Genomic DNA, 26,233 nt, shown 5'->3' with positions numbered 1-26,233 from the left:
AGTTTATGAACATCAAATACCTTAAACGATTATTATTTGGATTAATAATTTTAAACCTAACCATTTTTTATAGTTGCAATTCTACAACTAATCAAGTAAAAGACGCGTCAATTAATTCATCTGATGAAATAACCTTCAAATATTCTACCAAAAATAAAAATTATGTCAGCGCTCATCGTGGTGGAAGTGGAATTACAAATTATCCTGAAAATTGTATCGAAACATTTGATTATTTACACAAAAAAGGCATACAAATTTTTGAAATTGATGTTAGTGAGACTAAAGACCAACATCTGGTTTTGATGCACGACAATTCATTACAACGAACAAGTACGGGGCGACAAGATGTCAATCAAATTAACTTAAATCAGATTAAGGAATACTTTTTGGTAGATGATTTCGGACAACAAACATCATATAAAATTCCGACTTTTGCTGAAGCACTGAATTGGGGAAAAGACAAACCAATTTACTTTATGGTCGATATCAAAAAAGGTGTAGATTATGCGGCTATTGTATCAACTATTAACCAAGCAAATATGCAAAATAAAGTTGTTTTAGTGACGTATACTGTTGGACAAGCAAAAAAACTAAACCGAATTGCGCCAAATATGCTTTTGTCTGTTTCGATGAGAAATGAACGAGAATTTAATGAAATGATGAACAGTGGCATTCCAACTGACAAAATGGTTGCTTTTACAGGAACACGCCGTAATGACAAATCATTGTTTGATAAAATTCATGAAAAAGATATTTTAGTAATTTTTGGTACATTAGGTAACTTGGATAAAAGTGCTGCGGCAAAGGGAAATCAATTTTATAAAGATTTAGAAAAAGATGGTGTTGATATTTTTGCAACCGATCGTGCACTTGATGTTCAACAAACAATAAATAAAAATTAAATGGAAAAAATATCATTAAAGGATTCAAATTATTTTTCAAAATTGATGTTAAATTACATCGATCAAGATGAAAATTTATCCGAATTATACAATCTATTTCCAATCAAAGAAAACTATATAAAACAAGCAAAAACTAAGCTTGAAAATTATAAAAATCGAGAAATTTTAGTTGAACAAATTAAGCAACAACTTAATGGTTTAGATTTATCAAAAAAGCAACAAAAAAATCTTAAAAAACTATCCGAAAAAAATACAGTAACCATAACAACTGGACATCAATTAAATTTATTTACTGGTCCAATTTTCTTTTTCTATAAAATTCTTCAAGTCATAAAAGCATGCAAAGAATTGAATCAAGAACAAGATGAAATAAATTATGTTCCTATTTTTTGGATGGCAACGGAAGATCATGATTTTGAAGAAATCAATCATTTTAAGTATGGTGATAGAAATATACATTGGTCAAAAAAACATGGAGGACCAGTTGGACGTTTATCAACAGAAGGTTTGAAGGATGTTTTTGAATCATTTTTGTTGATTTTACCAAATGGAACAAAGAAAACACAATTACAAGAATTAATCGACCAATCTTATTTATCGCACGATAATTTAACCGATGCAACAAGAGAATTAGTTCATTTATTATTTAAAGATTATGGTTTATTATTTGTAGATGGTGATGATAAAGAGTTAAAAAAATTAATGATTTCGACTTTTGAAAAAGAATTAATTCAACAAAAATCTTATCAACATGTCATTCCTCAAAACGCTAAATTAGAAGCTTTAGGCTATTCAATTCAAGTTAATCCACGCGAAATAAACTTGTTTTATATGAAAGACGATAATTCGCGCGAACGAATTGTTGAAGAAAATGGAACGTATTTTGTCAATAACACTTCTATCACGTTTACACAAGAAGAAATTATTGCCGATTTACATCAAAATCCAGATAAATTTAGTCCCAATGTAATTTTGCGTCCACTTTATCAAGAAACCATTTTACCCAATGTCGCGTACATTGGTGGTGGTGGCGAAATAGCATATTGGCTGCAATTAAAAGAAATGTTTACTCAATTCGAGATAGATTTTCCGTTGTTAGTTTTACGAAATTCTATGTTAATTAGAACCGAAAAACAATACGAAAAGCAACAAAAGTTAAATTTAACTAATGAAGATTTATTTTCAAATAGTTTGATTATCACAAAAAAAAGAGTGATGAATTTATCTGAAATAGCACCAAAAATTCCTGCTTTGGAAGAGGAGTTGAAAAGCATTTTTGAACGATTGGAAAATTTGAGCAGTTTAACAGATTCTTCTTTTGCAGACATGATACAAGCGCAGCGCACAAAACAATTGAAAGGTTTTGAACGAATTAAAAAACGACTAATTCATGCTGAAGTGAAGCAAAATGAAGATATTTTGAGAAGAATTGATGAACTTTTGACTGATTTAAATCAACAAAATGGCTTACAAGAACGTGTCAAAAATTTTGCAGATTTTGATTATATCAATCTTCACTATTTTATTGATTTTATTGCAGATAGTCTTCAACCTTTCGAGTTTGAGTTTATAATAAATACGCTTGACGAAAAAATTTAAACGAAACATAATTCGTATATTTGACAACGAAAATTCATCTAAATGAAAAAAATATTAGCTTTATTGTTATTTGTTGGTGCAACAGCACTTTATGCTCAACAAAAAACGCATACAGTTCAACCAAAAGAAACAATTTATGGAATTTCAAAACAGTACGGAATTTCACAGGAAGAATTATATAAAGCAAATCCTAAAATTGAGAAAAATGGTATACATCCTGGTGATTTAATCGTTCTTCCAACAAAAGGAAATGAAATAAAATCTCAGGAGACAAAAAAAGTCATTATAAGTGATGAAGGACCAACTCATTTAACTGAATTTGATGATCCAAATTTTAATTATATAACTATTCAACCAAAAGAAACAGTTTATAATTTAACAAAAAAATATAATGTTAGCGAAGCGACATTAACATCGTTAAATCCACAAATTAAAGAAAGAGGTTTAGAAATTGGTGATGTTTTGAAACTACCTAAAACTATCATAAATAAAGACAATTTTACAGTACCAAAAGGTTCTCATTTAGTAAAAAAAGGAGAAACGCTATACACGCTTTCTAAAGATTATAAAGTAAGTGTAGATGATATTTATGCTGAAAATCCGACTTTACAAACTTCAGGCTTAAAAGAAGGAATGGTAATTTCTATTCCTAAAAAATCTGGCGCTGTAGTTATCGAAGAAAATACGATAAATTATGTGGTTCAAAACGGAGATACCGCATACAGTATTTTAGAACGTTATAATACAAATTTAGACGATTTGTTACGTTTGAATCCTGAGGTTATAAATGGATTAAAAGCTGGAATGACGCTTAAGTTACCTTTGCAAAAGAATGCTAAAATTATAAAATATAGTAAAGCAGGAAAACTAAAACGTGCAGATGATAACGAAATCAATATTGCAATTATGTTGCCTTTTGATGTGGCAAATAATCCGCAATTAAAGAATTCGCAAGCAACACAATTTTTTACTGGCGCCAAACTAGCGTTAACACGTTTAGCAAAAAAAGGTAAAAATGTAAATGTAAAAGTTATCGATACTAAAAATGGTACGATTCAAGATATTTTGTCAACCACAGATTTTAGTAAAACAGATGCTGTTATTGGACCTTTAAATACATCAGATGTAACAGAAGTTGCTCACTTTTTTGACAATTCTGGTATTGCTGTAATTTCACCTTACGCGAATGATGATTCTTTAAATTCTTTCAATGATTTATTGATTTCTAATCCAAAAGATGAAGTAATTGCAGATCAAATTATAGAAGAAATCGCGAAGAATTTCGCAGGAGAACAAGTCTATTTATTAACAAATAGAGATGATCAGGAATTAGCAAGTTACACGAAAAAGCAATTAGAAAAACAATTGAAAGCTAATGTTGTAATTGTAGATAATGCCTCAAAAATTGTACAACCACATGATAAAGTAGATGGTGTTGATTATTACACACCAATTATTACGGTTATGGTTGGAGATGATGACAATTTAGGAAAACAATATTTAGAGAAACTAAAAACATTTAACAAGGATAATATCAAAGCTTACGGAATAAAATCTGTTTCTGTTTATGATGTTTATAGTCCAGAAAATGCAAAAAATATTGATGCTTTCCGCGAATTTGGTTTTGTGTACAGCACTGCTCGTTTAATCAATACACGTGATACGGAAGTACAAAGTGTACTAAAAGATTTTAAAGAAGTTTATTGTGAATTTCCTACTCGTTACGAGCAATTGGGATATGATGTAACATACGATATTGTTGATAGAATGAACAATAAAGGTGATGTAACAAACAATATTACAACAGAAAACACAAGAGTTTCATCAAAATTTGCTTACAAAAAAGTAAGTGGAAGTAAAGCTTACACAAACGATGCAAGTCGTGTGGTAAGATTGCCTAAAAAGTAATTTTATTAAAAGAAAAAATATACAAAAGCGATGTCAAAATTTGATGTCGCTTTTCTTGTTTTCAAGACAATATTTAGAAAGAAAATACAGAGCAAAGCAAGTTTAAAAAATTGTTATTAAATTCGCTGATGCACAAACTCAAAAACAATTTACTCGTAAAAGTCATTCTTGCCATTGTATTAGGAATCGCATTAGGCGGAATTATTCCCGAAATTATTGGTCGTATTTTTATTACGTTCAATGATTTTTTTAGCGAATTATTAAACTTCTTAATCCCATTAATTATTGTAGGATTAATTGTTCCATCGATAGGACGATTAGGACAAACCGCAGGAAAATTACTATTAACAACCGTTTTTATTGCCTACGGATCTACAATTTTTGCAGGCTTATTAGGATATTCTGCAAGTATGTCAATTTTTCCTAGTTTATTAGAAAGTCAAACAGGACAAATTAATTTGGCTGAAAAAGCAAAAGAATTCAAACCATTTTTCTCTATAGAATTTCCACCATTGTTTGATGTAATGCCTGCCTTGGTATTTTCTTTTTTATTTGGAATTGGTTTATCACGTTTAAAAGATTCAACTTTCGGAAAATTCGCAGATGATTTTGAAGAAATTATAACTTATTTAATTCAACATTTAATCATTCCATTATTACCAATTTTCATCTTCGGAATATTCTTGAACATGTCTTATTCAGGACAAGTTGTAACGATTATGAATGTTTTCTTAAAGATTATAGGTATAATTTTTATTCTTCATGTTTTATTATTAGTTATTCAATTTACATTGGCAGGAATCGTTGCAAAGAAAAACCCTTTTGTAATGTTGAAATTGATGTTACCTGCTTATTTTACAGCTTTAGGCACACAATCTTCGGCAGCTACAATTCCAGTAACTTTAGCGCAAGTAAAGAAAATTGGAGTTCGTGATGAAATTGCAAGTTTTGCAGTTCCACTTTGCGCTACGATACATTTGTCGGGTTCTATGTTAAAAATCGTTTGTTGTTGTCTAGCTTTAATGTTAATACAAGGAATTGAAATTGATTTTATACAATTTTTAGGTTTTATGTTGATGCTAGGAATTGCAATGGTTGCAGCGCCTGGTGTTCCTGGTGGAGCTATTATGGCTGCAATTGGTATCATTGCTTCTATGTTAGGTTTTAGTCCAGAAAATCAAGCATTGATGATTGCACTTTACATTGCTATGGATAGTTTTGGAACTGCAGGAAATGTGACTGGAGATGGAGCTATTGCTGTTACTGTTAATCAAATTTTTAAAAAGAAAATAATTTAGAATCTGATTCAAAATCAAATAAATTTTAAAATAACTTACTTATATAAAAAAAGAGTTCCTAAAATAATTTAGGAACTCTTCTTAGTTTTAAAAAAATATATAAGTATTAGAATGTACTTTCTTAGAAACCTACTCCACCACCATTGTTATCAGATTTATTTTGTTGTACGTCTGCACGATTACGAACTTTTCCTCCAAAATTATATGTAAATCCAATGTTTAATGTCTGTGCTTCCCAACGGAAATTTCCATATCCATTGTAAGGATTTGTTGTTTCTAAACGTCCATAGAATGTTCTGAAAATATCACTTACACGAGCGCTTAAACTTGCTTTTCCATCCATAAATGTATAACGTGCTCCTAAATCCATACGCCACATTTCTTGCATCTCTCCTTGAATATTTTTATTTTTTCCAACAAGCATGAAGAAATGTTGTAAACTAATAGATTTATTTAACTTAAAAGTATTATTCATACGTGCTGTTAAACGATTAGCGTTAATTTCTACATTTCTAAATTCTCCAGTTTTAAGATCTACTTCATTATCAACAATTACATTATGTGTCCAATCTCCACTAATGTTAGTCGACCACCATTTTTTAGGAACAAGGTTAAAACTTAACTCAAAACCATAAGCGTTTGTATCATCATAGTTAACAAAATTTTGAATGATACCGTTCTCAATGTCTGGATTTTTAAGAATAGTTCTTACAATATCATCCTTTACTATGCGATAAAATACATTTGCCGAAATAGAGTTTTTACCAAATCGTTGTAAATATCCAACTTCAAAATTGTTTGTATATTCTGATTTTAAATCTGGGTTTCCTTGGCTTGACATCAAAGAAGTTGCCCAATCAGGCACAGGAGATAATTGGCCAATTCCTGGACGATCAATACGACGGCTATAGTTTAAAGATATTTGACCTTTTTCCGTTACATCATAAGTAAAGAAAGCTGAAGGAAATAGATCAAATTTATTATTATCTATTTGACCTTTTTTATCTACATTGTACAAATAATCTCCTTTATCTTCTACTTGTTCTCCTCTTAATCCTAATTGCATTCCGAATTTCCCAAATTTCTGACCATAGTTTAAATAGGCAGATAAGAAATTTCTTGAAAAATCAAAATCAGTACTTGGATTAATTTCTATTGCATTTACAATTCGTCTATTATCAGTAATGAAGATATTATTGTTCGTTTCTTTTCTAAATTGTAATCCAGCTTCAATTTTTCCTCCATCTTTGATTTGATTCGTATAATCTAAGTTGATTCGTATGTTATCTGTATTATCATCACGGTTTTCATAATAAGATTTAGTTACCGGATATTCTTGATCCATGTTTCTAATATCTGATCCTTTAGAAGTTGCATAAAAAGCATCTAATATAATATTGTGGTCAGGTTTATTAAAATCACGTTTAAAGTTTAAGCTATAATCCTGATTTTGCCAATCTCCATCAAAACGTGAAGGATTATTATAAATTTTATTATTTACGGTATTGGTTACTATAGAATTAATATCTCCTGTTCCTTTTCCAAACCATTGATTGGTATAAACTGTCAAAGCCGTCTTGTCATTAATAAACCAGTCGAAACCAATTTTACCTGCTTGGCTTTCATCTTTGTTTACAATATCCATATCTTCATTTAGTAAAGTGTCATAATTATCCACTTTTCCCATAAATCTACTTGGACGTTTATTGTAACTATAATTTCCAAAAAAGTTGAAAGATCCTGTATTTACATTTGCAGTTAATGAGTTATTGAAACGACTTTTTTTACCTTGTTCATAACCTGTATTTAGTGCAACGTTGTAACCTTTTTTTGTTCCTTTTACCATTACAATATTAATGATTCCAGATTTTCCATCTGCTTCATATTTTGCAGAAGGATTTGTAATAATTTCTACACTTTTTATTTGGTTAGATGGAATCTGTTTCAAGACTTCAGATGCAGATAAAGACGAAGGTTTTCCATCAATATAAATTTTTACATTCTCGTTACCTCTCAACGATAATTCACCTGTTTGTTGATCTACATTTACAGATGGAATATTATTAAGAACCGCTGCCGCATTAGCTCCTGCGCTTACCAAATCATTTCCTACTTCTACTACACGTTTATCAATCTCATTACGATATTGCGAAACTTCTGCTCGTACAAAAGCTCCTTTTAGCTCTACTGTTTCCGTTTTTGAAAGCTGTAAAATAATGTTACCAATATTTAACTCTCCTCCTTTTACTTCAGCTATTGTTATAGATTGCTGATAACCAAACTCTGTAATTACTAAACGATAATTTCCATCTTCCAAATCTGGAATCAAAAATGTTCCGTCTGCATCTGCATACACTTCATCCAAAAGTTCTTTTACATCTACTTTATAAATCTGAATTGCAGCCATACCAACAGCTTCATTTTTTGCATTTTCAATCTTTCCTTTTACAGGATAATGTTCCTGTGCAAAACCGTATATAGAACAAACGGAGAAAAGAATAGCTAGTGTAATTTTGTTCAATTTCATGTCTTATATTTTTTAAAAGGTACTATGCTTTACATAATACAACCTCACAATAATCCTTATTTTACTTATAAGACGACAAAAAAAATATTTTGTTACAAAAAATTTAAAAAAAGTTTAAAATTTTATTTACTCAACTGAAAAACCTATTTTTATCATTCGATAAATACTAACACATAAAAGAGTTATACATTGAATTCAATTGTCATATTAGGAGCGGGAAATGTTGCATTTCATTTAACTCGTGCATTGATTGAAAACACATTAAATGTTCGACAAATATTCAATAGAACATTAGAAAAAGCTAGAGAAATTGGAGAAGCAAATCGCATATCTTATACTGATAAAATATCAGAAATAGAAAAAGCTGATCTATATATTATTGCTTGTGCGGATAGTGGAATAGAAGAATTTTCGCATTATATTCCTTTTGATGATGTTTTAGTTGTACACACTTCTGGCTCATCGCCAATGTCTGTTCTGAAAGGCGATTATCGAAAAGGAGTTTTCTATCCATTACAAACTTTTTCAAAAGAAAGAATACTTCGTTACGATAATATTCCATTTTTTATTGAAGCAGAAGATCCAACAGATTTAAAAAAATTAAATGATCTTGCAAATCGTATTTCAAATGAAGTTCATCAATTAGACTTTGCAGGTCGTATGCAAGTTCACATGACAGGTGTTTGGGCAAATAATTTTGTCAATCATTTATATTATATCGCAGGTGATATTTGCGAAAAAAATAATCTGCCGTTTGATGTTTTGTTACCTTTGATACAAGAAACTGCAAATAAGGTAATTGAAATGAATCCTAAAGATGCACAAACAGGACCAGCAAAACGTGGAGATCAAGTAATTATAAATCGTCACTTAGAAGCATTAGAAGATGATTCGAAATTATTACAGATTTACCAAGTTTTGACCGATTCAATAAAAAGAGTTTACGAAAAATGATGAGTTACAAAGAGAAACTAAATAACATAAAAACAGTTATTTTAGATGTAGATGGAGTTTTGACAGATGGAAATTTAATTTTATTACCAACTGGCGAAATGGTGAGAACTATGAATACACGTGATGGTTACGCAATGCAATTGGCCATCAAACAAGGAATTAGAATTGCAGTAATTACAGGCGGAAAAGATGAAGCAGTAGTTAATCGCCTTAAATATTTAGGCTTAACAGATATTTACGTTAATCGTCGTGATAAAGTAGATGCTTTTCAAGATTTACTTTTTTCTTATGGTTTAGATCCTGATGAAATCGCTTATATGGGCGATGATTATCCAGATTTAGCAGTAATGAGTTTGGTTGGTTTAGCCACTTGCCCCAACGATGCATGTACAGATGTACGCAAAGCTTCGGAATACATTTCACCAGAAAATGGAGGAAAAGGTTGTGTTCGCGATTTGTTAGAGCAAATCTTAAAAGTTCAAAACAAATGGTATAACGCGGAAGAAATTGCTTCTGTATAAAAGACTTTGAATAAATTAAACATTTAATTTTCAGCTTAAAATCGGCATTAAATATATCACGTTAAGAAAATGTTTGAATGCAACGTTAAGAAGATTTTAGCCACTAGGGTTTTAAAATCTTTAGTGAAATGAAAACATTTTTAGTGAATAGATTTACAGCCTTGACTTTTTTGTTTCGTTTTTGTGTCAAGACAAAAATGAAAGAAGTATAAAATTTAAGCTTGAAATAACAGATAAAAAAATCATCAGAATAACAATTATAAAATGTTATTAACAGAAAAATTAAAAGATACCAATATCATTTTGGCATCGCAATCACCACGTCGTAAAGAATTATTAGCTGGTTTAGGATTACAATTTTCGACTATTTCTTTAGATATTGACGAAACTTTTGACCGAAACGAATTCAAGAAAGAACAAATTACCGAATATCTTTCAGCAAAAAAAGCACAAGCGTATACAGCTATTCAACCAAAAGATTTAATTATAACTTCGGACACAACTGTTTGGGTAGATGATGAATCGTTAGAAAAAGCTGAAAATCGTGAAGAAGCTTACGAAATGATTAAAAAATTAAGCGGAAAAACACATTCTGTTTATACATCGGTTACGATTCGTTCTATCGAAAAAGAAGTAACATTTTCGGACGAAACGCAAGTTACTTTTGCAGATTTATCAGACGAAGAAATTTATTTTTATATTGACAATTACAAACCTTTCGATAAAGCTGGTGCATACGGCGTACAAGAATGGATTGGTTACATTGGTGTAGATAATATGAATGGTAGTTATTTCAACGTAATGGGACTTCCTACACACAAGCTATATAAAGAATTAATCAAATTCTAAAAAATATTTATCCAGCTTCGGCTGGATTTTTTTATTCTATAATTATCGTATTTTTGTTCTTCTAAAAACAATTCTATGAAGGTCGGTTTATATTTTGGATCGTTCAATCCTATTCATGTCGGGCATTTAATTATTGCCAATCATTTTCAACAATTCACAGATTTGGACCAAGTTTGGTTGGTTGTTTCGCCTCAAAATCCGTTGAAGAAAAAAAGTTCTTTGGCAAATGAATACGATCGATTAGAAATGGTAGAATTAGCCATAAAAGATTATCCAAATCTTAGAGTTTCTAATATAGAATTTACCTTACCGAAACCTTCGTACACAATTGACACATTAATTCATCTCAACGAAAAATTTCCTGAACACGAATTTGCTTTGATTATGGGTTCTGATAATTTGGATGGTATTTCGAAGTGGAAAAATGCTGATATTTTGATGCGAGATTATCAATTGTATGTTTATCCTCGTCCTGGATATTCTCAAGAAGAAAATTTGGAAAACGTAGAAATGGTGGAAGCGCCGTTGATGGAAATTTCTTCTACTTTTGTTAGAAATGCAATAAAAGAAGGAAAAAATATTAAACCCATGTTACCTCCAAAAGTTTGGGAATATTTGGATGGAAGTAATTTGTATGGATAATTTTAATTTGAGAATATTATGAGTGTTGATAGAGAAATTTCATTAGGAATCTTAACTAACAGAAATAAATTTTCTGATTTATTCAATGATTTTATGATTGAATTTGATTATAGTAATAATAATTTTAATTTTCTATCTCTTAAGGTTAATGATTTAGATAATTTTGATTACGTCAATTATAAAAATTTTAAAGATTTAAAACCTATTCTTGATGAAAGAGAGAATAAAGAATATTCAAATTACGTATCTTTTTTTATAGATTGTTTAAATGAGAGATTTTTAATAAGTTCAACTAAAATAGAAGATACTTACGAAGGTTTTTCTTCTCATTTTGAAATTAAAATTAATCTAGGTGTAGGAAAACGTATTGAAAATGCTAATCAATATACTGATTACGGATTTTATTTAAATAACATTCTACCTCGATTACTTAGGTTAAATTGTTACGTTATTGAAGTAATCTGCCGCGATTTAAATAATTAATAAAAATAAACATACCATGACAAAACAAGCCACTATAAGTAATTTGGGAGAATTAGCTCCTTTATTTGACGCATATCGTCAATTTTATGATAAAAAATCTGATATAAAAGCTGCGGAAGAATTCTTAGAAGCACGAATTGTAAACGACGAATCGGTTATCTTTTTAGCATATAATACAGAAGAAAACGCTGTTGGATTTGTGCAATTATTTCCTTCATTTTCATCAACAAGAATGAAACGTTTCTGGATTTTGAATGATTTATTTGTTTCCTCAGAATTTCGAGGACAAGGTTTTTCGAGAGAATTGATAGAAGAAGCAAAGAATTTATGCCGCAAAACAGACGCTTGCGCTATGTTATTAGAAACAAGTGTTACAAATGATATTGGAAATTCGTTGTATCCAAGCGCTGGATTTCAGTTACGAGATGATGCTAATTTTTATGAATGGGAAGTTTAACCAAATTTGCGTTTCAATTCGTAGATGATTTCTTCCAAACCGTTTAGTTTTATTTCATAAACAGTAGAAAGTTGAACGCCTAACTTACCTTTGGGGAAACCACCTTTTCCTACAAACCATTCTAGATAAGAAACAGGCAAATCGCACAACAAACGCCCTTCATATTTTCCGAAAGGCATTTTTGTTGTCACAATTTCTTTTAATATTTCGGGACGAAATCCTTCCATTATTTTGTTACAGTTCCTTTGTAAGTTGACATTCCATCTTTGAAATTCACTGCATTTTTGAAACCTTTTTCTTGCATTTTATCTGTCGCTAATTTTGCTCTAACACCAGATTTGCAATAAATATAATAATTCTTTTTTGTATCTAATTTTGAAATTTCGTCTGTAAAATTATTGTTTTTCACATCGATATTAATCGCTCCAGGAACATGACCTTCTGCAAATTCTTCGGGCGTGCGAACGTCTAATAAAACATTCTTTTTATTCTTGAAGTTAATCTCATTCACATTGTCTAATGTAGAAATTACTTCTTCTACTTTAGCATTTTTTTCCTCTGTTGTAGACGAATTACTGGCACAAGAACCTAAAAAAAGTGTCCCTGTAATCATTACAACTCCTAAAATTTTATTTACCATTATATTGATTCATTGTATTATTTAATCCCTGAAAAACAAAAGATAAAGCTGCATCTGCGGCTACATTTAATCGTTCACTCATTGTTGTCATTTCTTCTGCAGACCATTCTCCTAAAACATAATCAACTTGTTTTCCTTCCGAAAATTCATTTCCTACACCAAAGCGTAAACGTGCATAATTTTGACCGCCAATTTTATTCTGAATATCTTTCAATCCATTATGTCCACCATCACTTCCTTTTCCGCGCATACGAATTGTTCCGAATGGTAAATTTAAATCATCTGTAATGACAAAAATATTTTCTACAGCAATATTCTCTTTTTTCATCCAAAAACGAACCGCATCTCCACTCAAATTCATATAAGTATTTGGTTTCAAAAGCGTAACTGGACGTGCTTTGTATTTGAATTGTGCAACTTCTCCAAAATTTGAAGGACCAAATTTTGCATCAACTTTTTTAGCAATTTCCTCAACCACTTTAAAACCAATATTATGACGTGTATTTTCGTACTGAGCACCGATATTTCCTAGCCCAATAATAAGATATTTTTGCATAAAACAAAATTACATCTTTTTGTTGGAATAGAATTATTTCCTAACTTCGTTTTTAAATTCTACCAATTTGGTATAGAATTTGAATTATTAAAAATAATAGATATCATGAAAAATATAATTAGCGTTTTAATATTAGTTTTAGGATTGAATGTCTTTGGGCAAAAAATTCCTAACGTGATGAAAACTGAATTCCCTGCAGCAGCTTTACAAGATAGTTTAGTTGATCTGCAAGGAAATTCAATAACTATAGAAAAAGCTCTTTCCAGCTATAAAGGAAAAATTGTATTATTAGATTTATGGGCAACTTGGTGTGGAGATTGTATTAAAAATATACCTGCCTTAAAAACTTTACACGAAAAAAATCCAGATGTAGAGTTTGTTTATCTTTCTATGGATAAAAATCAAGAAGCTTGGAAAAATGGTATCGAAAAATATACTATAACAGGTCAACACTTTTACATGGGAAATAATTGGAAAGGTACTTTTGGCACAAGTATTGATTTGAATTGGATACCAAGATATCTCGTACTTGACCAAGAAGGAAAAATTGCAGATTATTATAGTGTGAAAGCTGATGATCCAAAAGTACAAGAGACAATTAATCATTTAAGAAAGAAATAGTTTATAGTTTACCAACTAAAGGGTGATTGAAATTGAAAAACCAATCACCCTTTTATTTTTTTATCCGTTAAAAATCAATATATTTAGTAGAAGGAAAATAAATATTCTATAATTTTTTATAGACTTATTTTTGTATCAAACTTTTAGTTATTATTGCACTAATTTAAATACCTTTTTTATATATATGAAAATATGCTTCGTAATGTACCCTTGGGACAAAGTAGAACCAGCTAAAGATTCTACTTTACGTATGATTAAAGAATGCGTTAACCGCGGATTTGAAGTATCCTATTTAACAAAAAACGATATCTCTATTGCCAAAGGTAAAGTTGTAGGAAAGTGCAAAAAGTTAATAACTAAAGACACAGAAGATCCTGTAGATTTTTATCATGCCATGCAATTCGAAAGTTCTATAAAAGATTTTACCGAATTTGATATGGTTTTCATGAGAGCCGATCCACCAATTGATCCGCTTTTATTGAATATGTTAGAATTGATTGAAGACAAAGTATTTTTTGTCAATAAAATTTCTGGATTACGCAAAGCGAATAATAAAATTTATGCCGCATCTTTTGATGATGGACAGGAAACTATTGTTCCACAAACGTTAATTACAAAAGATATTGACTTAATTCGATCATTTGTAGAAGAAAATAATTTTGATAAATTTATTGTAAAACCATTAGATGGTATGGGAGGAAAAGGAGTTGTCCTTTTTGAACGTAATAATATGGGTAATTTATCATCTATTTGTGATTTTTATATTAATCATACTGGTGCTTCACAACCTATTATTTGTCAAAATTATATAGAAGGTGCAGAAAAAGGAGATGTTAGAGCAATGGTTGTAAATGGCGAACCTATTGGCGCTATTATGCGTGTACCAGCTGCTGGTGATCACCGTTCTAATATTTCGGCAGGAGGTTCTGCTATAAAACATGAAATGTCTGAATATGAGTTAGAGCTTTGTCGTAAGATTGGTAAAAAACTAAATGAAGATGGGATTTATTTTTGCGGTGTAGATTTAATTAACGGTAAAATGGTCGAACTAAATGTAGTAAGTCCTGGAGGAATCGTTCCTCACAATGAAGTAAATAATAACACAGAAATGCAAGTACAAATCATTGATATGTTATTAGAAAAATATAAAGAATATAGAGCATGAAATCATTAAGTATTCAACAAATCCTTGATAATATTGAAAATGAAGTTGTATTTGAAGCATACTCAGAAGATGAATCTTTTAAAATAAAAATTGACGAGTACATACCTTACGTTTGTGCTGCAATACACGATGGTAGTCATATGCGCGATGATGTTCGCGATAAATGTCTATTATCTAATTACGAACGTTGGTACGAAGAAGATCCACATACAGCTGAGTTTGTAGAAACATTTCCTGTCTTAATACAAGGCTGTGATTCGCGATTTGAATATGATTTGAATCGTGCGCCAGAAACTGCAGTTTATGAAGAAGCATGGGGAAAACAAGTTTGGAGAGATCCATTAACATCTTCTCAAAAACAAGTAAGTTTAGCAAAACATACGGCATTTTACGAGGTAGTTGAAGCTTTAATCAAAAAATTAGAATCAAAATTTAAATCGTGTTTAGTTTACGATATACACTCGTATAACTGGAAACGTTGGGATCGTCCTGTACCTGTTTTCAATATTGGTGCAGAAAAAGTAGACAAAGAACGTTATGGAAGTTATGTTGAATCTTGGCGCGATGAATTGGCGCAGATTGAATTAGAAAACATTCATAATTATTCGGCAATAAATGATGTTTTTTACGGACGTGGTTATTTGTTGGAGTTTGTAACAAATCGTTTCAAAAATACATTGGTTTTAGCAACAGAAGTTTCTAAAATTTATTGTGACGAGTTGACTGGAGAATCTTTCCCAGAAATTATCAATCAGATAAAAGAAGGGTTTAAAACAGCGATTTTAAATCATGCATTTCAATTTGTAAAAAATGAAACAACATACAAAGTAGGTTCTAAACAAGTTAATATTTTACACAACGAGTTAGAATCGGATTTGATAAAAATTGATAAACAATTGTTTCAATTAGTAAACGATTTTGAGTTATTAAGTGTTATCAATCCAATTAATTTAGAATTTGAGAAGAAGAAATTTTTAGCATCTAAATATACCTACGAACCCCAGTTTAAATACAATCCGCTTAATATAAATCCGTTTGAATTTAAACGAAAATTATCTAATATTAAAGTAGAAAAGATAAACGATATTACCATACAAAATATGTATGTTGATACGATTAATTCTTACTTTGATAAAGTTGATTTATTAGCAAATTTGGGTACAAATAAGTTTTTATACAATTCGCTTCGTTATTTTGGAGAACCATCGAAAAAAGACATCGAAAATGCAAACTTTATCTTGTATTGTCCCGAATTTAGAATTGATAATCACGGTGATTATACAGAAGAAGAAGTAGTCAACTTATTTCAAAATGCAACCAATGATTATGGTTTTCAATTTGATATAGAGGTTTCTGATGATATCGCTTCAAAAGCTCTTGTTATCAATAGCAAGCGTAAAGTTGTGATAAAGAAAGGTGTAAAATTTGATAAACGTTTTACAAATGGATTAATAGAGCACGAAATTGGTGTACACATGGTAACAACAATGAATGCTTTGGATCAACCATTAAAAATATTTAGTGTTGGATTACCTGTTAATACCCTAACACAAGAAGGTTTAGCTATTTTGAGCGAGTATTACACTGATTCTATTAATCATAGTCGATTACGCGAGCTTGGGTTGCGTGTAATGGCGGTACATATGTTAACTAATGGAAAGTCCTTTAATGAAACTTTTATGGTTTTGATGGAGGAATATAAAATGACGCCAGAAGATGCATTTTATCTAACAACACGTGTTTATCGTGGAGGAGGATTTACAAAAGATGCATTATATTTAAAAGGTTTAAAAACTATTTTAAATTATGTAGATGAAGGTCGTTCATTGGACAATTTATTGATAGGAAAAACATCTGTGGAATACATTGATACTATTGATGAATTGGTTGAAAGAAAAATGATTAACAAACCGAAATACTACACAAAAGTTTTCAAGAAGCATCTTGAAAATCCAGAAATAAATCCTATTCTACAATATATTTTTAACGGAATAAAAGATTAATAAATAAAAAACGCAACTTATGAAAGTTGCGTTTTTTGTTGTTATATATTTTAGTTCTTCAGAAGATCTTTTTTCTTGATATAATAAATACCAAGAACTGTAGCGACTGCAATAAGTGGTAATATATAATCATTGATTGGTGATGCAGGATCAGGATCATCTACAACTCCAATATCACTATTGTTTGCTGTAGAAGATGATGAACTAAAAAAATCGGTGTTTTCTACATCATCATTTGCAAAAGCAAATGATGATAGAATAAGCGTAAAAGCTACTATTAATTTTTTCATTTAGTATAAGATTTTAGTGTTGTTAATTTTGTTGTCTGCTGTTGTAACTTTAATTACTAAGACTTGATTTGTACTTCTCAATCCAGTTAAAACAACTTCTTTTCCTGTAATAGATTTAGTGTAAATTTTTCTTCCTGAAATATCATAAACTTCAATGTTTTTGATTTCTTTTGGTGATTTTACAACTAATTGTCCATTTTGTTTGTAAACACTAATTTCCTGAACTTTAAGATCATCAGTTCCTAAAGTTTTATTTGTATAAACAAGTTCAAAACGATCATTGTAAATTCCTATTTCTGAATGAAATGAATAATCTGTTTTACTTAAATCTACAATTTGATTATCCGCTTTATCTTTTAAGAAAACTGTAGTTTCCTTGTCTAAATTTTCTACATTATTCAATTTTATTGTATAAGTCGCTTTCTCTTTCGCCTCAAATCCTACTTTCACAACATCGTCTTGATTAAATGGTAATGAACGTCCTTGAATTACAAAGTGATCAGTCAAATTATCAATTAATGAATAAAGTGTAGAACCTGTGTACAATTTGTTTACAGTAGCATCCATTTGGTTATCAAAGCTATTTGTAGCATTTTCGATGTATCCAATTAAAATTTGATTTTTTGGTGTTGTTCCTTCAAATAAATCAATCCAAATTCTTTTTTCATCTGATTCGGAAGTTTTATAAAATGATCCTGTTAAAGATCCTGTTCTTAATGAATTATCAAATGTTAAAGATCCAGATGCTGTTGTTTCTACAATAAATCCTTGTCCTGGATTTATAATATTATTTGGTATAAGACCTCCTGCAGCAGCTTGTGTACCACCAGTTAAATTATAAGAAGCATAATTGTTACTTGCATAACCTGTTGATGTTAATGGCGTTTCGTGCGTCCAGAAATGTAACGCTTGAATTGACGAATTTGCTTGTATTAATTTTTTCGCATCTATTGCTGATGGATAAGGATTTCCTAATAAATTGTAACCTGAACCATTTTTTGTAATTGGTTGAGTAATTAATCCATTATTTAATTTCCCTATAAATTTCCCTGCATAAGCCAAACCTGGTTCTGTCTGTGTTTGATTATTTGATACTCTAATGTGATAACCTAAACCAGCTACAAAATTGTACGTATTTGGATTTTGTAAGCTACTATTTGGGTACAACGGATCATTTACAAATAAACTTGCAAACTTATTTGTTCCTTCATTATAGATATAAAAACGCTTGTCTAGTGTTGCTGGTGAAAAACTACGAACATTTTGTCCATCTACTGGAGAAGACCACAATGTAGCATCGTTGAAAACCATAGGTGTACTATTTTTAAGAACAGTTACATTTCCTACATTGGCTGTAGCATTAGTTTGTAATACACTTGCACCATCTTCTACAATAAATTTATCTGCAGTTAAATTATTTACAATTTCATTTTCTACTGTTAATACACTTCCTTTTTTTACTATAACAGACCCAGATTCTACTGTTAGTTTTTTAGCAGAAACATTGGTTGTTAAAGATAAATTTCCGCGAACAATAGCTTCTTTTGCTGTTGTTGGTTCGCTACTCCAAGTTGTTCCATTCCAAATTACAGCAGCTGGAGCTGTAATTATAACAGTATAATCTTCAGCTTCGCCATAATATAAATTTCCACAAGCTGTTATACTATTTGCATAATCACCAACTACTCTCATTCTTAAAGGTATGTTTTGAACAGCAGTTGTAGGAATTGTAATTGCTGTTTTTAATAATCCATTAGTAGCTGTAGAAAAAGGAATAACAGTTTCATTACTTCCAAATATTCCGTCATTGTTATAATCAATAAACACACTAAAACTACCTTCAAAATCTACTCTTCCAGCAGTTAACTCTACATTTACTACAGAACCCTCTTCAACATTTGCCGTAAAAGCATTAGAAATACAACTTTTTGTAGTATTATCTGTATAAAACACAACCCCTGTTGTTCCCATTGGAGTTCCAGATGAAACATTTATAGTTCCAAATTTAACTTTTGTAATACCTATATTAAATAACTGACCATCTGCAGCTTTGTTTATTAAATTCTGAGGTCTACACTGACTTGGAATAGGACTAGAAGATGTCTCATTAGGGTTAATTGGAACTAATGCTTTACTTGTCTTAAAGCTTGGTCTCATTTGATTGATTACATCTACAGCATATTGTCCTTGACCTGGTGTAAAACGATCTAACCTTGATCCATAATTCATCATATTATATTGTACTCCATCAAATAAAGCGCCATTTGCACAATCATTAACTACCGTGTTATCTGGATATACTTTATATTGATTATATTGACCATTCTGATTAATTGATGCACCAAAAAATAATCCACTACGTGTAACCTGTGTGTCAGTAATATTATCATTTGCCAATGATCCACATGTTTTACCTTCTCCATCTCCTCCTTCAAATACATGTTTTACACCAAATGCATGCATCATTTCATGTGCTAATACTGTATCAGTTGATTTTATAACAACATGATATAACATTACAGATAAATCTACAGATTGACCGGGATATGTTGCAAAACCAGCCGTATATGAATTAATACCAGGAGTAGAAGGATTAACTCCGTTTATCTTATTTGTAATATAGATATTAAAATAAGAACTAGAATCCCAATTATAGGTTGAGTTAATTGTAGCATAAGGAATACCAGGATTTGACCCTCCATTTGCAACTCCACCATCTACATAAGTTTGATTTTGTGATAAATCATGTTTAACAATCCCTGTAGTTGCTTCACAACTCGGAGATCTTTTCGCTAACACCAAACGAACTGGTAAAGTAGTACCTCCAGCTCCTGGTCCTTTAATATCAGATGCGGATCCATCCCAAATTGCATTTGCTCTAGCAATCCAAGCATTTACCTGTGCATCGGTTGGTACGTATAAACCTTTTCCGTCATCTAGAATATGAACAACAATAGGAATTTCAATAATTTCTGTTTGTTTTTTAGAAAATTTACCTTGCTTTCTAGCTTCATTAAATTCTAATAATTTAGCATCATAAATTTCTTTAAATCCAGGATTTTTTTTAAAAAAATCAGCTTGTAGTTCTTCAGTTCCACAAACTTCAAGAGGCTTGTTTTGTGCAAAAGAAGCGTTGCTTAATAGAAAAGACAAAACTACACATTTAAATAGAAGTAAATTTTTAATCATAATTTTTATGTTAATTATTTCATAAAAATAACATAAAAAAACATGATTAAACGTTTTTAAGTACTTAATTATTACTAAAATAAGACATTAACTAAATCTAGATTCTATTAAAATTACTTACTAATCCTCTTATCAAAATAGAAAATGATTAATCCTAGAAAAATAATACCTAAACCAATCAAACTTTCTTTGGGTTTTTGCGTCAAAACAAAGTAGCAGATATATAAACTAAAAGCTAAAAATATTGTTGGAAGTAAATAGAAAAATCTACTTTTAATAATTGTTAATTCATCACGTTTTATAAAAAAAGCGGTACAAATTGCCAACGTTGCCAATACTTGTAATACGAAAGAAGTATAAGTAAAAATGACCTCAAAATCACCTGAAAAAATTAAGAGAATACTAATTGTTGTATGCACCCAAATAGCACGAACTGGAATTCTATTTTTATTTTCTTTCGCCATGAAACTCCACAACTTATTTTCTCTTGCTGTAGCCTGTGTTAAACGCGAACCAATCCATAAATAACCACTAATAGTTGCTATTAACTGTAAAGCGATAAAACAACTTACCCATTTTACATTAGATCCTAACAGATTTCGAAACGAAATATTAGCAACATCTTCTTTTCCTACCAACGAAACTGCTGAGGCATGTTTTAGAAAAACATAATTTAGAAAAACATATGCTATTGTCACAAAAATAACTCCAATAAAAAGTGCTTTGGGTAAATTTTTCTTTGGCTGATCAATTTCTTCAATAATATATGAGGCAGAATTCCAGCCTGTATATGCAAAAGTTACATAAACCAAAGAAGTTGCAAAAGCAGGTAGTAGCAATTCTTGTTTCCATGTATTATCTACTACAATTGCATTAGGCTCTATTGTTGGAACAAAATAAAGACCAATACCAATTAAAGTTAATATAAAAACAACTTTTAGAACTGTAAATACATTCTGAAATTTACTACTCAAATTCAAGCTAAACGATTGAAAAACGGCAACAATTAAAATCATTGCAATTGCAAACTCTTTTCCGAAATTAAATCCAAGAATATTCAAATACTTACTCATTGCCAAAGCTGCCAAAGAAATTGGCGCTGAGAAACCTACAAATAAAGAAATCCAACTTGATAAATAACCAAAAACAGGATGAAATGTTCGTGACAAATAAATATAGTCGCCTCCAGATTGTTTAAATTTTGATGCCAATTCCGAATAAATAAACGCACCTATCAACGCTAAAAAACCTCCAATTATCCATAATAAGAGAATAGAATACGTGTTTTTTAGATCATAAATCTGATAACCTAAACTTGTAAAAACACCAGTTCCGATCATATTCGAAATAACTAATGCTGCTGCGGTTTTCCAACCAATTTTCAAACTTGCCATACACAAAAAAGTGTCAATTTTAGATGTTCAAAATACATCAAAATTGACACTATATTTTATTTATTTTTAATTAGAATTTAAAACTTGCTCTTGCAAAATAATAAGCTCCCGTCATTCCCATTTGTACTGGTGCATTTGGAAAAACACCATAATACGAATTTTCATACGCTTGTTTATCAGGAAAAACATCAAACAAATTATTTGCGCCAATTGTTATATTAAAATTCTTTGTAATATCATATCCAATCGAAGCATCTGTTACAACTTTACCCGAGTTTTCTTGGACAACTCCCCATGGATAACCATCTTTGGTTACTTTTCCGAAATAAGTATTTCTTACCATAAAATTAAAGCCAGAAATGGCATAATTCAATCCCAAAGTTGCTTTCGTTTTCGGGCTTAAAGATTCGATAATATTGACTTGATCTGGTCCAAAAAATTCTTTTTGAGCAATTGTTAAAGCAGAAGGAAAGTGATAATCAACAATTTTTGTTTCGTTGATATTTCCAGATAAATTAACATTCAATTTTCCTCGTCCCAAACGTGTATCATACGAAACAACCAAATCAATTCCACGTGTTTCGGTATCTATTGCATTGGTAAAAATACGTGCCGTTGCAACATTATATTTTTCTAAAGCAGGATCTGTAATATCAGATGTCAACACAATTCTGTCGTCTACACGAATAAAATAACCATCTAAAGTGATGAATAACTTTGACGTCGGACGAAATGTAAGACCTAAACTCCCATTGATTGATTTTTCCTCTTTCAATTTATCTAAACCTATTTCTCTTGATAATTCTGACTCATTTCGAATAACTCCTTTTGTAACCAAAACCTGATCGCCATTATCGTTTAAAAATAAATCGGTGTACGAATTACTGAAATATTTTTGCTGTAAAGATGGCGCTCTAAATCCTGTAGAAATTGCTCCACGAACCGAAAAACCTTTTGCATATTCGTAACGCATTGCTAATTTTCCGTTGATTGTACTTCCGAAATCTGAATAGTTCTCGAAACGACCAGCTGCATTCGCTGTAAAATCACCAAATTTTAATTCTCCATCTACATAAACTGCAACAGAATTACGGTCTCCTTTTACAGCATTCAAAGGTGAGAAACCAACAAAAGATTCGGATCCAGAACCTATGTAAGATGACTCATCACCAGCTTCTATTTGATATTTTTCGTAACGATATTCTCCACCAAAAGCTAAACTAAAGTTTTGATTGATACGTTTCGAAAAATCTAAATTTACTGTATTTTGTAAAAACGAATGTTTTCCTGCATAAAAATTTGTTGGCGAATCTATACCTAACGAATAGTTGATTGAATTATCAACATTATATTTGAATGAGTTAAAACCAAATGTATTGCTCAAATCTATCTTCCAACCATCATACGAATATCGTAATCCTGTTGAATTAGAATAATCATTGATATTTGATTTTAAAGTTGCCTGAAAACCATTTGGATAAATCGTTAATGCTTCCGTAGGTAATTCGCTCGGTAAACGTCGGAATCCAAAACCTTCTCCTTGACGTAAACTTACTCCTCCAAACGAATAAAAATCTAATCGATCTGTTAAAGCTGTTTCTGCATTTATGAAAAACTGTTGATTTTTAATCGCTGCATCACCTACTTGAAATCTAAAATCTTTTCGTGTTAATCCTAAAGCAGCCAATTTCGCGTCATCTGCGGCACGTGCAGCAGCAGGATCATCTGCGAAATCATAGGCGAAATTATCTCCAAAAATATCTAAATTATTATCTTTAGAACGGTTTGTTTTTTTACGATCAGTAATTACTGCAGAAAAAACAAGAGATCCTGTTTTACCTAACTTTGTACCGAAACTTCCATTAAAATTATATGTTTCACCATCGTTACGAGAAGTTTGTCCATAAGTTAAAGATGCGTCACCTCCTGGTTTAGATTTTAAGACAATATTTACAACACCTGCAATGGCATCAGAACCATATTGCGCAGCAGCACCATCGCGTAAAACCTCAACTTTATCTATTGCAGAAATAGGAATTGCCCCCAAATCTGTACCAACAGAACCATTACCTACCGTATTTTGATAATTTACTAAAGACGTTGTATGACGACGTTTTCCATTAATCAAAACTAAAACTTGATCTGGCCCCATTCCTCGTAAAGTAACAGGATCGATATGTTCTGTTCCATCTGATGATGATTGACGAACGGAATTGAACGAAGGAATTACGTAATTTAAAATATCATTTACAGATAATTGAGGTGAAGATTTTTTGAATTGTTCAATATCAATAATATCAACAGGAACGGAAGAATTTACAACTGTTCTTTCTGATGTACGACCACCAATTAAAATAACTTCGTTAAGATTTGTTTGTTCCTCTTCTTTTTCTACTTCTTGAGCAAAAAGTAATGAAGATCCGAAAATTGCGAATGATGCAAGTAAAAATTTGTTTCTTTTCATGTTATTTAATCAAAAAACTCGCAAGAAACCAACATGTAAAAGCAGGATAAAAGTCAAAAACTTTTACTCATCTTTACCTTTTATTAGGTTGGATTTAGCACCTTGATTATTAAGTCATCTGGTTGCTAAGGTTTCACAGGGCCATTCCCTCCGCCTTTCTTGATAAGTTATGCAAATATAATGCTAAATGGACTAAAAAACAAATAAAACTCTATAATTTTAATAGAGTTTTAAAATAATTCTAAAATGCTAACTCCTTGACTTTCTTCTAAATTCATCATAGCATTGATTCTTTTAAATGATTGAAAGTTCGCTAAATCGGAAACTTTAATATTTTTTTCTTTAATTTTTTCTTCATTCAAAAGTGACTCTCTCATTGTTCCTTTCAGTAAGACAGCGCGTGGCGTAAACCAATTTTCGCCATCAAAAAAAACAATATTAGAGTAAGTACAATCTGTAATATAATTGGATTTTACCAAGACCAAATCATCGGTTTGAGCTTCTTTGATATATTCCTCAAAAAACCAACGGTCAACATATTTGTACGTATAATTTATCTTTGGGTCAATCTCAAAAAGTTTGATTGAATTGATTGGTTTGATTTGATAAGGTTGAAATTCGATACGTTGAATTTCGCGATCATATACAATTCTAACTTTATATTTTTCGTCTGATAAATCTGTAGGAAATTGAATAATTTCTTTTAATAAAATTGGTTGAATATCATTAAAATTATCACTTCGCGTACGATCAAATCTGGCTTGATGATAGTCTAAATTTCTAAGTTCTTTGTTAACACAACAAATCGATTCAATAAATTGGAACATATACTTTTTGTATTAATTCTTCATATTCTGCTTTCGCATTACTTTTCGCTGTAATTCCTCCTCCACTCTTGAAAAATAATTCATTTTTATCATTTTCTATAAAACGAATCATCACCGCACTATCTAAATTTTCGCCATCAAAAACACCAAAAACACCCGTATAAAATTTTCTATCGTAGTCTTCAGCTTCCAAAATAATATCAATAGTTTTCTTTTTGGGCGCACCACAAATGGAACCAGCTGGTAAAAGTTTATCAAAAATAGTTCCGATATTTTCATGAAAATCCACTTTCAAATCTCCTCTAATTTCTGAACTAACCTGTAATAAAGTCTTATCATTTGTTTTCAACTCATCGATATAACGGTATTTTATAACCTCAACATTATCGGCAACTAAACTAAGATCATTGCGGATTAAATCGACAATTGTTGCATGTTCTGCTGCTTCTTTTTCGTCATCTAAAATGATTTGTTTGGCATTTGGAATTGACGCATCAATTGTGCCTTTCATCGGGTTAGAAAAAATGTGATGATTTTCTATTTTCACAAAGCGTTCGGGTGAAAAACAGACAAAATTTTCTTTATATTTCAACTTATATTTTGCTTCGGAGAAATGATAAATCTCGTCTAAACTAAGATTTGTATTGATTTTTGTTGGATAAGTTAAATTAGTCAAATATGAATTTCCGAACAATAAATTATCGTGTACTAGTTTAAATTTTGATTGATAATCTGAAAAATCGATTGGAAATTTATCAAACAGAAAGCTACGATTGATTGAATAATTTTGAATAGAATTTAGTTCAAATTTTATCTCATCTGAAATTTCATTTAACGGAATAATTTCTCCATTTTCTTTGAGAAAATCAATCATAAAAAAAAAGGGAACTTTTGCAGCTCCCAATTCATTCATTTTATTAAAAATAGAATGCTTTGCTAACATT

23 protein-coding genes and 1 riboswitch are annotated in these 26,233 nt (G+C 30.5%); of the genes, 13 read left to right on the top strand and 10 right to left on the bottom strand.

The window, feature by feature from the left end:
* Positions 1–5: 5 nt before the first annotated feature.
* The 4 genes from RSC72_RS04015 to RSC72_RS04000 all read left to right on the top strand — a co-directional run bounded on the left by RSC72_RS04015 (position 6) and on the right by RSC72_RS04000 (position 5,707).
* Positions 6–902 carry a glycerophosphodiester phosphodiesterase family protein gene (locus tag RSC72_RS04015; RefSeq protein ID WP_332543469.1) on the top strand — a complete coding sequence of 299 codons (897 nt, stop codon included), beginning with the start codon at positions 6–8 and terminating at the stop codon, positions 900–902.
* The gene (gene bshC, locus RSC72_RS04010) at positions 903–2,501 is read left to right on the top strand and encodes a bacillithiol biosynthesis cysteine-adding enzyme BshC (RefSeq protein ID WP_332543467.1); all 1,599 of its coding nucleotides are present in this window, start codon (positions 903–905) and stop codon (positions 2,499–2,501) included.
* A 42-nt stretch (positions 2,502–2,543) separates the two neighbouring features.
* Positions 2,544–4,409 carry a LysM peptidoglycan-binding domain-containing protein gene (locus RSC72_RS04005; protein ID WP_332543466.1) on the top strand — a complete coding sequence of 622 codons (1,866 nt, stop codon included), beginning with the start codon at positions 2,544–2,546 and terminating at the stop codon, positions 4,407–4,409.
* A 128-nt stretch (positions 4,410–4,537) separates the two neighbouring features.
* A complete protein-coding gene (locus tag RSC72_RS04000) occupies positions 4,538–5,707 on the top strand; it encodes a dicarboxylate/amino acid:cation symporter (RefSeq protein WP_332565871.1) in 1,170 nt (389 codons plus the stop codon).
* A gap of 121 nt (positions 5,708–5,828) precedes the next feature.
* Here RSC72_RS04000 and RSC72_RS03995 read toward each other — a convergent pair whose 3' ends face one another.
* Positions 5,829–8,234, bottom strand: coding sequence for an outer membrane beta-barrel family protein (locus RSC72_RS03995; RefSeq protein WP_332545884.1), 2,406 nt, complete (start codon positions 8,232–8,234; stop codon positions 5,829–5,831).
* A gap of 189 nt (positions 8,235–8,423) precedes the next feature.
* On the opposite strand from RSC72_RS03995, the gene RSC72_RS03990 reads away from it, so the two are divergent.
* From RSC72_RS03990 to RSC72_RS03965, 6 genes are all read left to right on the top strand, one after another.
* Positions 8,424–9,188 (top strand): Rossmann-like and DUF2520 domain-containing protein, encoded by a 765-nt coding sequence (locus RSC72_RS03990; protein WP_332545883.1) that lies wholly within the window; start codon positions 8,424–8,426, stop codon positions 9,186–9,188.
* The gene (locus tag RSC72_RS03985) at positions 9,185–9,709 is read left to right on the top strand and encodes a KdsC family phosphatase (protein WP_332545882.1); all 525 of its coding nucleotides are present in this window, start codon (positions 9,185–9,187) and stop codon (positions 9,707–9,709) included. The genes RSC72_RS03990 and RSC72_RS03985 overlap by 4 nt, the downstream gene beginning before the upstream one ends.
* Positions 9,710–9,973: 264 nt before the next feature.
* Positions 9,974–10,558, top strand: coding sequence for a Maf family nucleotide pyrophosphatase (locus RSC72_RS03980; RefSeq protein WP_332545880.1), 585 nt, complete (start codon positions 9,974–9,976; stop codon positions 10,556–10,558).
* Positions 10,559–10,633: 75 nt separating this feature from the next.
* The gene (nadD, locus tag RSC72_RS03975; RefSeq protein ID WP_332545879.1) at positions 10,634–11,200 is read left to right on the top strand and encodes a nicotinate (nicotinamide) nucleotide adenylyltransferase; all 567 of its coding nucleotides are present in this window, start codon (positions 10,634–10,636) and stop codon (positions 11,198–11,200) included.
* Positions 11,201–11,218: 18 nt separating this feature from the next.
* Positions 11,219–11,683, top strand: coding sequence for a hypothetical protein (locus RSC72_RS03970; protein WP_332545878.1), 465 nt, complete (start codon positions 11,219–11,221; stop codon positions 11,681–11,683).
* 16 nt (positions 11,684–11,699) lie between these two features.
* Positions 11,700–12,140, top strand: a complete 441-nt coding sequence (locus RSC72_RS03965) for a GNAT family N-acetyltransferase (RefSeq protein ID WP_332545877.1) — start codon at positions 11,700–11,702, stop codon at positions 12,138–12,140.
* Here the strand turns inward: RSC72_RS03965 and RSC72_RS03960 are convergent.
* The 3 genes from RSC72_RS03960 to pth are packed head-to-tail and all read right to left on the bottom strand — an operon-like array spanning position 12,137 to position 13,336.
* Positions 12,137–12,367 carry a DUF3820 family protein gene (locus RSC72_RS03960; RefSeq protein WP_332545876.1) on the bottom strand — a complete coding sequence of 77 codons (231 nt, stop codon included), beginning with the start codon at positions 12,365–12,367 and terminating at the stop codon, positions 12,137–12,139. The two genes, RSC72_RS03965 and RSC72_RS03960, sit on opposite strands and share 4 nt — an antisense overlap.
* On the bottom strand, positions 12,367–12,780 hold the full coding sequence (locus RSC72_RS03955; protein WP_332545875.1) for a rhodanese-like domain-containing protein: 414 nt from the start codon (positions 12,778–12,780) through the stop codon (positions 12,367–12,369). Before RSC72_RS03955 ends, RSC72_RS03960 begins: the two co-directional genes overlap by 1 nt.
* Positions 12,770–13,336 (bottom strand): aminoacyl-tRNA hydrolase, encoded by a 567-nt coding sequence (gene pth / locus RSC72_RS03950; RefSeq protein WP_332545874.1) that lies wholly within the window; start codon positions 13,334–13,336, stop codon positions 12,770–12,772. Before pth ends, RSC72_RS03955 begins: the two co-directional genes overlap by 11 nt.
* Before the next feature lie 105 nt (positions 13,337–13,441).
* Between pth and RSC72_RS03945 the strand changes: the two genes are divergently transcribed.
* The 3 genes from RSC72_RS03945 to RSC72_RS03935 all read left to right on the top strand — a co-directional run bounded on the left by RSC72_RS03945 (position 13,442) and on the right by RSC72_RS03935 (position 17,125).
* Entirely contained in the window at positions 13,442–13,957 is a 516-nt protein-coding gene (locus RSC72_RS03945) for a TlpA family protein disulfide reductase (protein WP_332545873.1), read from the top strand.
* Between the two features lie 184 nt (positions 13,958–14,141).
* Positions 14,142–15,122: a glutathione synthase gene (gene gshB, locus RSC72_RS03940; RefSeq protein WP_332545872.1), complete on the top strand. Its 981-nt coding sequence runs from the start codon at positions 14,142–14,144 to the stop codon at positions 15,120–15,122.
* Entirely contained in the window at positions 15,119–17,125 is a 2,007-nt protein-coding gene (locus RSC72_RS03935; protein WP_332545871.1) for a flavohemoglobin expression-modulating QEGLA motif protein, read from the top strand. The genes gshB and RSC72_RS03935 overlap by 4 nt, the downstream gene beginning before the upstream one ends.
* Positions 17,126–17,175: 50 nt before the next feature.
* Here the strand turns inward: RSC72_RS03935 and RSC72_RS03930 are convergent, their stop codons facing one another.
* The 6 genes from RSC72_RS03930 to RSC72_RS03905 all read right to left on the bottom strand — a co-directional run bounded on the left by RSC72_RS03930 (position 17,176) and on the right by RSC72_RS03905 (position 26,232).
* On the bottom strand, positions 17,176–17,415 hold the full coding sequence (locus tag RSC72_RS03930; RefSeq protein WP_332545870.1) for a hypothetical protein: 240 nt from the start codon (positions 17,413–17,415) through the stop codon (positions 17,176–17,178).
* Entirely contained in the window at positions 17,416–20,604 is a 3,189-nt protein-coding gene (locus RSC72_RS03925; protein ID WP_332545869.1) for a GEVED domain-containing protein, read from the bottom strand.
* 113 nt (positions 20,605–20,717) lie between these two features.
* Positions 20,718–21,998, bottom strand: a complete 1,281-nt coding sequence (locus tag RSC72_RS03920; RefSeq protein WP_332546152.1) for an APC family permease — start codon at positions 21,996–21,998, stop codon at positions 20,718–20,720.
* Positions 21,999–22,068: 70 nt separating this feature from the next.
* Complete coding sequence (locus tag RSC72_RS03915; RefSeq protein WP_332546150.1) at positions 22,069–24,462, bottom strand: TonB-dependent receptor plug domain-containing protein; 2,394 nt, start codon at positions 24,460–24,462, stop codon at positions 22,069–22,071.
* A gap of 64 nt (positions 24,463–24,526) precedes the next feature.
* A riboswitch (SAM riboswitch) is annotated at positions 24,527–24,631 on the bottom strand.
* A gap of 61 nt (positions 24,632–24,692) precedes the next feature.
* Positions 24,693–25,289, bottom strand: a complete 597-nt coding sequence (locus RSC72_RS03910; RefSeq protein ID WP_332546148.1) for an aminotransferase class IV — start codon at positions 25,287–25,289, stop codon at positions 24,693–24,695.
* Positions 25,273–26,232 carry an aminodeoxychorismate synthase component I gene (locus tag RSC72_RS03905; protein WP_332546146.1) on the bottom strand — a complete coding sequence of 320 codons (960 nt, stop codon included), beginning with the start codon at positions 26,230–26,232 and terminating at the stop codon, positions 25,273–25,275. Before RSC72_RS03905 ends, RSC72_RS03910 begins: the two co-directional genes overlap by 17 nt.
* Between the last annotated feature and the right edge of the window lies 1 nt (position 26,233).

It is taken from the genome of Algoriella sp. (assembly GCF_036647415.1).
In the GTDB taxonomy this organism is placed as follows: Bacteria; Bacteroidota; Bacteroidia; order Flavobacteriales; family Weeksellaceae; genus Empedobacter.
This window is presented reverse-complemented; position numbering and strand designations above follow the sequence as displayed.